This window comes from Nocardia salmonicida NBRC 13393 (assembly GCF_001613085.1).
Lineage (GTDB): Bacteria > Actinomycetota > Actinomycetes > Mycobacteriales > Mycobacteriaceae > Nocardia > Nocardia salmonicida.
The window spans coordinates 10,858-24,009 of sequence record NZ_BDBR01000022.1; the positions used below are offsets into that span (position 1 = coordinate 10,858).

The following is a 13,152-nucleotide window of genomic DNA, read 5'->3' on the forward strand; positions in this document are numbered from 1 at the left end:
CTCAGGGCGCGGCCACAGATGCACGCTGACAGCAACTAGGGCGCGTGCGGCCCTGGGTGTTGCTGCGGCTCTCGGGACCGATCGCCGGCATCGTCGATGTCCGATGTCGCCTGTGATCTTCGACCTGGCCGCCGCAATTTCGTGCAATCGAGGTCAGCAGCCCATGTAAAGCGATCGCAACCACCGGCCCACCGACCGTACTGTCGAAACCTCCGAGGCGCGCCCGCCGCAGGTGCGCTGGCCGGATCCGCGCCCGTTGCAGGCTTGGTGGGACGAGGTCAGCCGGCGCGGCGGCGAACCTGATCATGAGCGCAGTCCGCAGCGCCGAGGTTGGCAGCGGCTCGGCTTGACTTCGGCCATGCGTGCTTCCTCGTCGAGTCTGAGCCTGGCTCGTGCGGCGACAGGTGTCGGGAGTCGCCGCGAGGACGACGCGAGCAGGGACACCATTTCGGCCTAGGAGTCCGAGGGCGTCGCGTTGTGTGACCTTTGGTACTGGTCGCGGGCCGAGCGCATCAGCTGCACTAGGAGCAGAAGGGAGCGGCCGATGCATACGGTTGAAGTGGTGGTTTCGCTCATTGCTGTCGGTCTCGGCGCCGCGTCGGCATTGTGTTGGTCGGTGTATACGTCCGCCGTCGTGTGGGTGGAGACCGCGCGGCCGGATCGGCGCGATAGCGACCGGGACATTGTGTTCGGACACGATCCTCGGGCCTGAACAACGCCTGTACCCGCCGCTCGGCGGCGGTGATCCCGGTCGTGCAGAACAGAAGATTCCGCACGCGAGGCCATGTCACATCGGGTGGCGGTGTCGTTTGAAGCGATGACAGCGAGGTGTTCGGATGTCTGACAATGTCGGCAATGGCGCTGTGGGGGCCGAGGCCGAGACCGGTATTCGGTTGGACCCGACCGAGCAAGTCGACCTGCTGTTGCGTGACCTGCGGAGCGCGCGATCAGGCCTGACCGGGCGGGACGCGCGTCGGCGATTGGAGCACGTCGGGCCGAACCAACTGCACCGACGAGGTCGTCGACAGTGGCCGCGAGAGCTGATTCGGCAGTTCACTCATCCGCTGGCGTTGCTGTTGTGGGCGGCGACGGGTCTGGCGTGGGCGGTCGGTATCGTGCCGATCGCGATCGCGATCGTGGTGGTGATTGTGATCAACGCGGCGTTCGCGTTTGTGCAGGAGCAGCAAGCGGAGAAGGCCGTGGAGGCGCTGGCGGCCTATCTGCCGATGCGTGCATCAGTGCTGCGTGACGGTTCGGTCTGTGATGTCGATGTAGCGCAACTAGTGCCCGGCGATGTGCTGTTCATCAGCGAGGGCGATCGGATCTCGGCGGACGCTCGCTTGCTTGATGGTGGAATCGAGGTTGATGCCTCAGCGCTGACCGGGGAATCGATGCCGGTGTTCCGCGGGGCGGATCTAGTCGACCAGCAGGTGCCGCTGCTGCACGCGAGGGACCTGGTGTTCAGCGGCACGGTCTGTACCGGGGGCGAAGCCCGTGCTGTCGTGTTTGCCACCGGTATGCAGACCGAACTCGGCCGAATCGCGGCCTTGTCGGAGCGGGTGGAGCGAGAAGAGAGCCCGCTCGAACATCAGGTCCGGCGAGTGGCCTGGTTGATCGCGTTGGTGTCGGTCCTGCTCGGTGTGGCGTTCATTCCGCTCGCGACCTTGGCCGCCGGGCTTTCGTTTCTCAACGCGGTTGTTTTCGCCGTCGGACTGTTGGTCGGCAACGTCCCCGAAGGCTTGTTGCCGGTCATCACCTTGGCGCTCGCGATGGGGGTTCGGGAATTGGCACGTCGTGGCGCGGTGGTCAAACGGCTGAGTGCGGTGGAGACCCTCGGGGCTACAGATGTGATCTGTACCGATAAGACCGGCACACTCACCGAGAATCGTATGCGGTGCACGGTGGCCGCTACCAGCGCCGGAATCGTTGATCTCACCATCGACCAGCCGAGATCGGACACGATACTCACTCGACTGGCAATAGCGATGACCGCATGCAACAACGCACACCCCGGCTCCGGCGAGGACGACGCGGTCGGTGACCCGACCGAGATCGCGATGCTCGCCGCTGCCGCCTCCCTCGGTGTCCCAGGGGAATCGGAGGCGCTCGGATGGCGGCGTTTACGCCAGTTCCATTTCGACTCTGCCCGCAAACGGATGTCGACTCTGGACCAAGACAGCGGCGGCCGGGTGCGCGTGCACGCCAAAGGCGCGCCGGAATCGCTCTTGCCTCGCTGTAGCAGCGAACTCGACGCCGACGGCGCCCGGCAGCCACTCACAGCGGCGCGCAGGCATGCACTAGCCGACCAGGTCGAAGGTCTGGCCCGGCGCGGGTTGCGTGTGCTGGCGGTCGCCGAACGCGGCATCGACGACTCCGCAACCCCGCCTCAGAACAGCGACCAATCCGAGCGGGAACTGACTTTGCTGGGTCTGGTCGCGATGCTCGATCCACCGCGACCCGAGGTGGCCGCCGCGGTCACCGCCTGTCACACTGCCGGCATCCGCATCATCATCATCACTGGCGATCATGGCCTCACGGCCGCCGCCGTGGCGGCACAAGTCGGGATCACCGGCACCGAACCCACCGTCGTCACCGGCAGTCAACTGGATCGGATGAGCGAGGACGACCTCGACACACTTCTCGACGGCCATACCGATCTGATCTTCGCTCGCTCCTCGCCGGAAGCGAAACTCCGCATCGCCGATGCGCTGCGCGAGATCGGGCACGTCGTGGCCATGACCGGAGACGGCGTCAACGACGCACCCGCCCTGCGCCGCGCCGATGTCGGGATCGCCATGGGCCGCAGCGGTACCGACGTAGCCCGGGAAGCCGCCACCATGGTGCTCACCGACGACAACTTTGCCACGATCATCGTCGCGGTGCGGGCCGGTCGGCGGGTCTATGACAACATCCGCAAGTTCATCTTCTACATCTTTGCCCACGCTACCCCGGAGATCACACCCTTCTTGGTGTTCGCGCTGTCCGGCGGCGCGATCCCCCTACCACTGACTGTGCTGCAGTTGCTGGCCTTCGACGTCGGGACCGAGACTCTGCCCGCGCTGGCACTCGGTCGCGAACCGTCCGAACCGGGCATCATGAGCAAGCCGCCGCGCTCGCGTGCCGAATCGGTGATCAGCCGCCCTATGCTGCTGCGCGCCTGGCTGTTCGTCGGTGTTATTTGCGCGGTACTGGCCATGGCTGGGTTCTTCTATGTGCTTGTGCGTGCTGGGTGGCAGCCCGGTGACCCCACCGGTCCCGGCGAGCCGCTGCATCATGCCTACCAGCAGGCGACCACCATGACCTTCCTCGGACTCGTCGCCGGGCAGATCGGCACGGCCTTCGCTGCCCGCACCGAGCGAGCGTCCCTGCGATCGATCGGCGTGCTGTCCAACCCCCTGCTGCTGTGGGGCATCGCCTTCGAACTCACTCTCGCCGCGGCCATCATCTATCTGCCACCGCTGCAAGCCGTCCTCGGTACCGCGGCGCTGTCCCCCGACATGCTTGCCTTCGTCGCCCCCTATCCGGTGATCGTCTGGGGAGCCGACGAAGTGCGCCGCTGGGCGCTGCGCCGTCACACCGGCCACGAACCCTTTGGGCGCACAGTCAGCGGATCGGCCGACTGATCGGCCGAGGGATCGGCTCGTCGGCAGGATGCGGCCCTCGCCATCGAAAAGACACAGAACCTGCGGCGAGTGGCCTGATCAGGCGTGGGACTGCCTGCCGGTACCGGACGATCGTGGTTCGATACCGGCAGAACGGCAGCCAACTCGCCCAATGGGAGTCCTTTTTGTCGGCGATGTAGATCACCGAGTACCTGCGACCAGCAGGCCCTGCCGAGCCGAAGACGCCGCTAATCAGCGGCAGAGGTGACTGATGTATTCCGATCTGCCGGAGTCCCCGACAGACCCAGCGAAAGGACGGATTTCCATCAACACCGACGCGGCCTCGAGTCCCCTCCGAACGCCGCCGGGTCGCCGCGCGGTAGACGTACTAGTCCGCCCATGTCATCTGCTCTCACCATGTCCCTCACGGTAAGCGGGTGCAATGTGGCACTTCGACCGGCGTCGGGGCGGGGATGGGTGCGGTAACGCGCAATTTCGCCTGGGCTCTGATGCCCCTGGCTCGACTCTTCCCTGCCCAGTGGTGGCGGGCGAGTTGAAGGAGGGCACCCGGAGGAGTCATCCATTAGTGATATGAAGGCTTCTACGTGTGGGAATCTCTACGTGTTTCCGGTTGGCGCCGTTCGCCGTGCAATATACGTGCAATAGCGCAGCCCAATGTTGCCTATCGGTGCGTACATCTGCGCGATCGCGATGGCAGGCAAAGTTCCTGGTAGATGCCGGTTGTTCGAGGTGGGAGCGGGTTTCGGTCTCCTGGCATCTGCCGGTTCGAAACCAGCTGGGACCACCGAAAGGCAGGTCAGCATTGTTTACGATGCTGACCTGCTTTTTTCGTGCCGACTTCATGCCAAATGATCGCGGTTTGTTGATTCGCGGGGTCGACGGCCTGCGCGCAGATGTGATTCACATCATGCGCTACGGATTCGTCAAGGGCGCGCACTCGACCGCAGATGAGTGGCGGTTCCCGATCACTTTCCTCGCAGGATCGTCGCGGTCGGCGCTGCTGGGACGGTGGGGGTGGCTGCCGCTTCGGTGGTGGCGGGGTAATAGGCGGCGGTCTCGGTGCCTGCGAGGAAGTCGCCGGTCCAGCCGAGTGCGAGTGTGCGGAGCATCGTCGTGTTCGCGATGCTCGGGGTGCCGCACAGCAGCGTTCCCAGTGAATCCGAACTGGTGCCCTCGGCATCGGTGTGCATGCCGTCGCTCACGCTGATGCCGAGGAACGGTCGATGAAGCTGGTGCCGGACTGCCGTTGTGCCGCTGCCGAGGTTGTTGCACAGCGACGGTGCCGCGGCGATCGTCAGGATGGGGAGGTCGGTGGGGTCGAGGTCGGCGAGTGCGCGGTCGCTGTTGTCGCCGAGAAAGGATTTCACCGGATCCAGCAACACCAGACCACGCAGGTGCGCGAACGTCTCCGGGTGTGCGACATGGAGGCGATGTGCGGCGAACGTGACCGCCTCGGCACCGGCGGAGTGTCCGACGAATACAAAGTTGCCGGGCAGTTGTGGGGCGACCAGGCCCGCGCGTGCGGCCGCGGCCGCGAGGCTGCGCGCGAGTGCGCCGTCGGGGTCGGTGGCGGTACTGAACAGGGTCGCGACGTTGTCGAGGAATCCGGTGTTGTCGCCGAGATTCTGCAGCGTGCATCCGGCGAGATCCATGAACGGCAGTGCGGGCGCGAAGACCAGATAGCCGCTGTCGGCGAAGGCGGTCGCCAGCTGTGCGACATTGCTGTTGGTGCGGGCGAAGCCGTGCTGGATCCAGACCATGCCCCTGGGGGTTCCGGTCGGCAGGTACCAGTCCGCGCTCTGCTGCAGAGTGGTTGCGGCGCAGCGGATATCGATCGTCCCGGGGAGTCGCGACGCGTCCGCTCCGGCGGTCGGTGCGGTGATGGCAAGGGTGCAGGCGGCGATGATGGCGGCGCTTGCGGCGGCCAGGGCCGAACCTCGAGAACTCATGATGACTCCAACAACGACGCCGAACGCCTGTTTCGCTGTGCGAAATGACGTTTCTTAACTGCGATAGTTTATTAGCTCCCACGGGGGTGTGGATGTCAAGTGGTGGCCTGGCGACGTGCGGTTGCGAATCGGGGCTGGACGACGCCGATGTGGGCGCGATACGTTTCGATAGGTGAAACGCTGTTACGGAAGTCGAGAGGTACGGTGAGCGGGTGAGATCGGCGCTGTATGTCCCCGGCAATCGACCGGAACTGTTCGACAAGGCGCTGGCCGGTCCCGCCGACGTCGTGCTCCTCGATCTGGAAGATGCCGTCCCGCTGCGGCAGAAGGAGACGGCGCGAGCCGAGGTCTCCGCTTGGCTGCGCACGGTCGCCGATGCCGGACAACGGATCTGGGTGCGGGTGAACTCCGGTTCGCTGTGCCGGGACGACTTGCGGGCGGTGGCACTGCCCGCCGTTTCCGCAGTGTGCCTGGCGAAAACTGAATCAGCGGAACAGGTTCGGGCGGCGGACGAGGTGTTGCGGGAGTGCGAACCGCGCGCCGGCGCGATTCGGGTGTGTCCGCTGTTGGAGAGCGCTGCCGCCGTGCTCGATGCCGAGACGATCGCCACCGCCCCTCGGGTATGGCGGCTGCAACTCGGGGAGGCGGATCTGCGCGCCGATCTGGGGATCGAAACCAGTTCCGACGAACGCGAACTGCTGGCCATCCGCACCCACGTGGTCCTCGCCAGCGCGGCGGCGGGTATCGCGCCGCCGCTGGGGCCCGTCGACACCGATTTCCGCGATCTGGACCGGTTGCGTGAGCGGACGAAAGCGTTGGCGCGGATGGGATTCCGCGGGCGCGCCTGCATCCATCCCGCGCAGCTACCCGTGGTCAACGAGGTGTTCACCCCCGCCGCGGCCGACCTGGAGCGGGCCCGCGTACTCGTGGGCCGATTCGAATCCGCCGCCGGTGGCGTCCTGCTCGATGAGGGCGGCAAAATGGTCGACGCGGCCGTGATCCGGCAAGCGCGACGCCTACTGGAGGATTGACACGGCATGCCGAATAATCGGGGAGTTCTCGCGTGATCGTTTCGGCCCTGTTCGGCCTGCTCGCCCTCGGCCACCTCGCCCTCGCGTGGCTCGGTCTGTCCGGGATTCGTGCCGGTGGCGGCCGGATGCTGGTTCTCCCGACGGTGTTGTGCGTGGCGCTGGCCTACGACAACTCCGTCATCGCCATGGGGAGCACAGTGGGGGTCGGGCGACTGCTCGAAACGTTGAGCTGGCCGCGCTTCGCCTTGCACGCGGTGCTCACACCGCTGCTGGTGCTGTGGGCCCGTGCCGCGGTCGACCACGCGGGCGTGCCCGCGGCGCGGCGGACTGCTGTCCGGGTCGGCGCGATGCTACTGACCGCGGCGCTGATCGCGATCGGGATCTGGCACGGCGTCCTCGGGCTAGTGCTGGAGCCGAAGTGGTGGGCCGGGACGCTGCGTTACGGGTACACCGGCGGCTCGGTTCTCGGCGCGTTGCCCGCGATCATCGCGGCGCTGGTCGTGCTCGCGGCCGGGCTGGTGCTGTGGCGTCGACGCCGCTATTCGGTGTTGGCGGTCGCGGCCGCGACGATGACCCTGGTCGCAGGCGCGACGCCGGTGGTGCCGGTGCTCGGCAATGCGGGCGAGCTGGTACTCGCCGCCGGATTGGTGAGCACCGGTCTGTGGCTGCGGCGAGAATTCAGTGCTCCCGCAGCAGCGAACCCGCACCCTCGATCCGGTCGTTGATGCCGTTGTCGCGCAGTGCCATCCACCAGGTCGCGGCATTGATGGCGATCACCGGTTTACCCAGCCAGCGTTCGGCCTCATCGGCCAGCCTCACCATGGACAGGTTCGTGCCGCACTGGACGAGCGCATCGATATCGTCGCCGTCCACCTCCGCGAGAGCATCGCGCAGCGTGTCTTCGGTGACATGGGCGATCGATACCGCGGTGGGGCAGCGCAGCCCGGTGATCGCGGCGACGTCGAAGCCGAGTTCGCCGAAGAACCGGACCACGTTGTCGTCGCCGATCGGCTGATAGGGCGTGACGACGCCGATTCGCTTCGCGCCGTTGAGCGTCAGCGCCCGGCGGCATGCCTCGGCGCCGGTGGCGACCTCCAGTCCGGTCGCCTCGTGGATCTGCTGGATGAATTTGCGGTTGCCTTCGACGCCGCCCCAGAAGGTTTCGGCCGACATCCCCATCACCATGTAGTCCGGTTCGCAGGTCATGATCCGCGCACAGGTCTCGTCCATTTCGGCGCGGATCTGTTCGAGCAGATGGGACATGCCCGCGTCGTCGCTCATGTTCTGGTCGCGGATGTGGATGCGGCCGAAATGCGCGGTGACCCCTGGCACGCTCATGCGCCCGAAATCCGGTTCGACCACGGTATTCGTCGAGGGGGCGAGTACGCCGAACTTGCGTCGCCAGCCCAGTACGTCAGGCATTGCTTAACTCCCGGTTGCTACGGCTTTCTCGGAGGCCGCCAGCCGCCAGGCGGCGGCCAGGAACGCGGCTTGGGCCGCGGTGTTGCACAACTGCTCGATCCACTGCAACGTCACCGTCTGGTCCGGGCGGGAGGCGAGCGGACCGAGGACATAGAAGCTCAGCAGCTGCACGCCGAACAGGCCCGCGGCCACGGTGTCGCCGCGATCACGGGCGATGCCGATCAAGTAGATTCCGGTGATGGTCGCGAACACCGTGGTGCTGACCAGCATCGGGATCGAATCGCGGGCCAGCAGGGCACCGAGACCACAGGCCGCGATGAGCCCGACGGTCAAGTACCGGAGCCAGCGCGGCGAAGTTCCCGTTTTGGTGCGGGCCGCGGCCGTGCACAGCAGGCCGAATCCCAGCGTCAGCAACGGAAACAGCATCTCGCTCAGCCACGGCAGGTCGGGCCCGTCGGCCGCGGCGATCAGTTTCGCACCGGCCTTGGCGAGGCCGCCCGCGCCGATGAACACCGCGGCCGCTACCGGTGCCGGTCCGCCGCCGAGCACTCGGCGCAGCAGCAGTACGCCCGCGGTGGTGAACAGCACCGGCGCGAAATCCTCGATCGCCAGCGAGATCGGGTAGTCGATGGCAGCCGTGCTCATTCGGCGAACAGATCGCGTCGTCGGAAGCCGGCGGTGGCGAAGCGGCCGATCACCTTCGGTGTGGTGAGCCAGCGGACGTGGGCGCCGTTGCGTCGGTGGGTGAGGGCGCGCTCGGCCAGCCAGGGCGTCACGGTCTCGACGCGGTCGGCGAGGATGTTGAATATCTTGCGCGCCTTGGCCAGTTCCTCGGGATCGGCATAGCCGTGGGTCAGCAGGTCGGTGACTACCATGCCCGGGCTGAGCAGGCCGACGGAGACTCCGGCGGGGACCTCCTTCACCAAGGCCTTGGTCAGGTAGGTCAGTCCCCGTTTGCTGGCGCCGTAGACCGACAGTCCGGGCACCGTGCGACCGTCGCTGCCGAGGCCCTCCATATTCCAGACGTGTCCGCCGCCCGCCGCCGCCATTCCCGCGATCGCGACGGCGGAGCCGTTGATCGCGCCGAGCAGGTTGGTCGAGACGACCTTCGCGGCATCGGCGGCGGGCAGCTCCCACACGGGTGTGCGGGTGTGCGAGATGCCGGCATTGTTGATCCAGACGTCGACGCCCCCGAAGCGGGCCACCGTCGCGTCCCAGAGCGCCTGCAGCTGCTCGCGGTCGGTGACATCGGCGGGCACCACCAGCAGTTCGGTTTCGGGAAGTTCCGCGCGCAGCGCGTCGATCCGCTCGGTATCGGTGCCGCACACCGCGACTCGATGGCCGCGTCGCAGCAGCGCGCGGGCGATGCCGAGTCCGATGCCGCGGGTGCCGCCGGTCACCACGACGGTGCTGGTCGTGGGCCCGCTCATGCGCGCACCAGTACCCCGTGCAGGACAGCGCTGAGGCTGTTGTGCTCGAACAGTTCGTAGACCACGGCGAGCTCGGCGCCCGCGCCCATGCCAGGTTCCGCGTCCATCATGAACTCCCGTCCGTTGAGTTTGGCGCCGTCGGGGAAGTGCAACACCGGGTAGTTGGCCCGGCCGTACGACGTCGCGTTGCCCCAGGCGCCGGGCCCCTCGTGGAACGAGCGGACGCCGTCACGGCGCACCGTCGCCTGGTATTCGCGGTCGATCGCGCCGCTCCAGGTGACGTGGTGCTCGGCGGTCAACAGGCTCGACGGCGTCACCTCGACGGTGATGCGTACGGTGCCGTGGCGTCGCTGGTCGGCGCCCCACAGCTCGCAGTCGCCGACGTAGTGGCAAGCGTCTTTGGTCGGCAGCACGAAAGGGGTAGCTCCGCAGCGTGTTTCGTGCTCGATCAGTTCGTCGGCGAGCGCCGGATCGCGGGTGTAGACCCCGTTGAACACCCCGACCATGGCCGGTCCCTGGTACAGCACCGAGGAGTACACCTGGGTGTCACCGAGTGTCAGGTTCCAGGTGTTCAAACTTACCTGCCAACCCGGCCCGTAGTAGTGCGCGTCGACGAAGCTGCCATACGGTCGACCGGCACCGTAGAAGTCGGGGCCGGTGTAGAGGCGATCGCTGTCGGAGTCGACGACGCCGAAGGCGAACGGCGCACCGAGCGCGAACCGGCCTGCGAGTTCGCCGCCGCCGGTGAGACCGCCGTCCATGAAGTAGGTCGTCGTTCCGTCGGCGAAGACCGATGAGCGGCGGATGTCTTCGAAACCGCGCCAGACACCGTCGGCGGCGAACAGCGACGGCCTGCCGATCCATTCACCCGCGATGCGCTGCTGCCACTGGCTCGGCGCTTCGGCGGCGGTCATGCGAGCAGCTCCGCACGCACGCACGCGGTCTGATCGTCACCGAGCAGTCGGGCCACCTGCGCCCAGACGGGATCCACTTCCGGGCTGAACAGATTCGCCCGGTTCACGCGGTCGCGGACGGCCGTATCGGCGTCCACTGCCGGAACTCCCTTGTCCACCAAGGAGAGCCAATGCCGCAGATAGTCGTCGACGGTGGTGTCGAGCGCGCGGAAGGCGGTTTCGGTGGCTCGACAGACGACCATCCACGGCGACATCATCGCCCGCTGCCGCGGACCGACCGCCGCCGCCGACACACCGTCGAGCTGCCAGGCCGCCTCCAGTAGCGGGGTCAGCGGCAGGAACGCGGCATCGAGATAGGTGAGGTTCACCGCCAGATCGGCACGCGGAACGAGATCGAGGTGCATGGCGTAGTACTCGCCGCCGTGCACCGAGTCCAGCGTGAAATGTGGGACCGCGGAGTCGGCAGGGGTGAAGACGAAGAGCATATGGCTGTCGAGGTGGATCGCGGGGACCACCAGATCGACGGCGACGAGCTTGTCGATCCGGTCGCCGTGCAATACCCGCAGCCTGCCGACCGGTTCCGGCGACATCGCGCTGACCAGCGGAATATCCTCGGCGACAGCGAGTTCGAGTGCGGTGCTCAGTGTCCGCAAGGTGCGTTCGCTGAGTGCGGCGGGCAGGCTCATCGCGGTGTTCCTCCGTTGCGGGCTTTGTGCACCCAGGCTTGGGCGAGTTCGGGGTTGTCGCGGCGGGCCGGTGAGGCGATGACGGTGGCGGTTCGGCGCGGTCCGTCGCCGGTGATGGTGTCGTCCTCGCCCAGCCACCAGCCGTCCTTGATCAGCTGGGTGCGCCTGCGCCGGTAGGCGATTTGCAGCGCGTCGCTGCGGACATGCAATTCGTCGGCGAGGTCGAACGGCAGCAACTCCGGGCGCTGTCCCTCGACAATCGGTTTGTCCTGCAGCAGGATCGCTTTGATTCTTCTGCGGGTGTCGGCGTCGGCCCATTTACCGGTGAAGAAGTTCCGGTAGCCGAGGATCTTGATCAGGGTGCGGTCCTGCGACAGCGGGATATTGAAGTCGTAGAGCAGCAGATCGCCGATGGGCAGCCTGATGTGCAGTTTCACCACGTTGGGCAGGTACCAGCCGTTGGTGACCGTCACGAATTCGGGGCGTGGCTTGTTGCGGAACAGCAGCCCCCACAGCCCGCCGGGCGGCGGCGGGCTGAGCTGGATATCGGCCTCCGCGGACCAATCATCCTGGCGAATGGAAAAACTCGGAATCTCGGGCTTGTCCGGATTGCCGAACCTGGTGCCGTGCACGAAGGGCGTGTGCGAGGCGTCGACGACATTCTCGAAGGTCCGCTCGTAGTTCGCCTCGACCTCCATCTCGAACTGCACGACCCGGAAACTCGGATCATCGTGCACCGGGATCTCCGGAATAGGCGGGCGTTGATCCTCGGGCAGATCGCCGAGAAAGGCCCACACCATGCCGTAGCGCTCCTGGGTGGGGTAGGCGTCGACGCGGGCCTTCTTCGGGATGATCCGATCCTCGGCATTGGCCGGGATCCGCACGCAGGCGCCGTCGGCGTTGTACTGCCAGCCGTGGTACGGACAGGCGATGCAGTCGTCGGTGACGGTCCCCATCGACAGGGCGCCACCGCGGTGCACGCACAGGTCCGACAGGCACGCCACCGACCCGGCTGTGGTGCGGTACAGCACGAAGTCCTGGCCGAGACAGGTCACCTTCTTCGGCGTGCGGCCGACCTTGTCGGCGAATTCCAGTGCGTACCAGAAGTTCTTCAGCATTGTTCTCGCTCCGGTAGGTGGGGCCGCAGAACATCCGCGGCGACGAACTCGGCGAGCTCGGTTCGTGCTGTGCCCGAGTCGCACAGGTGGGCGCGCAAGAACGCGGAGGTCAGGCGCGCGAACGGGGTCAGCGCATCCGCGTCGTCGCCGCCGTCGAGGAAGGCGCGAGCGGCGGTCGGATCGGCGTCGGCGATGCCGAAATGATTGGCCCCTTCGATGACGGCCAGCAGGTGCTCGCCTGGTGGCAGCGCCTCGTGGAAGGTGCGGGCCACCGGATCGGGGCGGGTCTCGCCGTCCTCGCCGTAGCGGTCGGCACTGCCTGCGATGACGCCGTCATTGGTGCCGACGCCGAGCAGGACAGGGCACTCGACCTGCGCGGGCAGCACGGTGCCCGCGGGCCAGCCGAGCATGGTCGCCACCATGGTGTGCGCGCCCCACGCGAACACCGCCGCGACGGAATCGAAGAAGCGTGCCGACTGCAGGACCACGGTGCCGCCCGCCGAGTGTCCGCCCAGCGCGATCCGGTTCAGGTCGAGTGCCCCGCGCAGCGGGCCCTGCGCGTTCAACTCGGCGAGGGCGTCGATGACCGCGCCGATGGTCGGGCAGGTCGGGCGGGTGCCGTAGGTATCAGGGCGGGCGGCGGCCAGGTCGACGCCGCACGTCAGACCGCGCTGACCGCCGAACAATTCGGCCACCCGGTCGAAAGTCACGACGACGAAACCGCTGTCGGCGATCGAGGTGGCGAATCGGCGGTAGGAGTCCTGGCCGACATTGACACCGGACACGAACACGACCACCGGATACGGCACCGCCGCGGGATCGGGTGCGAAGACGCCGGTCAGACGTTCGGCATCGTCACCGGTGGCGATCGCGGGGTAGTAGACCTTCAGATGGGCGGTATCGAACGGTGCGGTTCCCGTGGTGCGAGCCGACCACCAGAGTGAGCGAACAAGTCTCACGCGGGCACCTCGTCGACGTG

At 66.9% G+C, this 13,152-nt stretch carries 11 protein-coding genes; 3 read left to right on the plus strand and 8 right to left on the minus strand.

Annotated elements, in window-relative coordinates; genetic code table 11:
- Positions 1–836: 836 nt before the first annotated feature.
- A complete protein-coding gene (locus NS1_RS21400; protein ID WP_062987105.1) occupies positions 837–3,623 on the plus strand; it encodes a cation-translocating P-type ATPase in 2,787 nt (928 codons plus the stop codon).
- A gap of 965 nt (positions 3,624–4,588) precedes the next feature.
- Here NS1_RS21400 and NS1_RS21405 read toward each other — a convergent pair.
- Complete coding sequence (locus NS1_RS21405; protein ID WP_062987107.1) at positions 4,589–5,572, minus strand: alpha/beta fold hydrolase; 984 nt, start codon at positions 5,570–5,572, stop codon at positions 4,589–4,591.
- A 212-nt stretch (positions 5,573–5,784) separates the two neighbouring features.
- Between NS1_RS21405 and NS1_RS21410 the strand changes: the two genes are divergently transcribed.
- Together NS1_RS21410 and NS1_RS21415 are read left to right on the plus strand one after the other, a co-directional pair.
- The gene (locus NS1_RS21410; RefSeq protein WP_062987109.1) at positions 5,785–6,603 is read left to right on the plus strand and encodes an HpcH/HpaI aldolase/citrate lyase family protein; all 819 of its coding nucleotides are present in this window, start codon (positions 5,785–5,787) and stop codon (positions 6,601–6,603) included.
- 32 nt (positions 6,604–6,635) lie between these two features.
- Positions 6,636–7,328 carry a hypothetical protein gene (locus NS1_RS21415; protein ID WP_062987111.1) on the plus strand — a complete coding sequence of 231 codons (693 nt, stop codon included), beginning with the start codon at positions 6,636–6,638 and terminating at the stop codon, positions 7,326–7,328.
- Here NS1_RS21415 and NS1_RS21420 read toward each other — a convergent pair.
- Genes NS1_RS21420 through NS1_RS21450 form a run of 7 tightly spaced genes read right to left on the minus strand, consistent with a single transcriptional unit; the run spans position 7,282 to position 13,132 of the window.
- Positions 7,282–8,025: a maleate cis-trans isomerase family protein gene (locus NS1_RS21420; protein WP_062987112.1), complete on the minus strand. Its 744-nt coding sequence runs from the start codon at positions 8,023–8,025 to the stop codon at positions 7,282–7,284. The genes NS1_RS21415 and NS1_RS21420 overlap by 47 nt on opposite strands.
- Positions 8,026–8,028: 3 nt before the next feature.
- Positions 8,029–8,670, minus strand: a complete 642-nt coding sequence (locus NS1_RS21425) for a hypothetical protein (protein WP_062987114.1) — start codon at positions 8,668–8,670, stop codon at positions 8,029–8,031.
- Complete coding sequence (locus tag NS1_RS21430; protein ID WP_062987115.1) at positions 8,667–9,455, minus strand: SDR family NAD(P)-dependent oxidoreductase; 789 nt, start codon at positions 9,453–9,455, stop codon at positions 8,667–8,669. The genes NS1_RS21425 and NS1_RS21430 overlap by 4 nt, the downstream gene beginning before the upstream one ends.
- Positions 9,452–10,369 carry a hypothetical protein gene (locus NS1_RS21435; RefSeq protein WP_062987117.1) on the minus strand — a complete coding sequence of 306 codons (918 nt, stop codon included), beginning with the start codon at positions 10,367–10,369 and terminating at the stop codon, positions 9,452–9,454. The genes NS1_RS21430 and NS1_RS21435 overlap by 4 nt, the downstream gene beginning before the upstream one ends.
- Positions 10,366–11,055, minus strand: a complete 690-nt coding sequence (locus NS1_RS21440; RefSeq protein ID WP_062987119.1) for a hypothetical protein — start codon at positions 11,053–11,055, stop codon at positions 10,366–10,368. Before NS1_RS21440 ends, NS1_RS21435 begins: the two co-directional genes overlap by 4 nt.
- Positions 11,052–12,173, minus strand: coding sequence for an aromatic ring-hydroxylating dioxygenase subunit alpha (locus NS1_RS21445; RefSeq protein ID WP_062987121.1), 1,122 nt, complete (start codon positions 12,171–12,173; stop codon positions 11,052–11,054). Before NS1_RS21445 ends, NS1_RS21440 begins: the two co-directional genes overlap by 4 nt.
- The gene (locus NS1_RS21450; RefSeq protein WP_062987122.1) at positions 12,167–13,132 is read right to left on the minus strand and encodes a dienelactone hydrolase family protein; all 966 of its coding nucleotides are present in this window, start codon (positions 13,130–13,132) and stop codon (positions 12,167–12,169) included. The genes NS1_RS21445 and NS1_RS21450 overlap by 7 nt, the downstream gene beginning before the upstream one ends.
- Positions 13,133–13,152 lie beyond the last annotated feature (20 nt).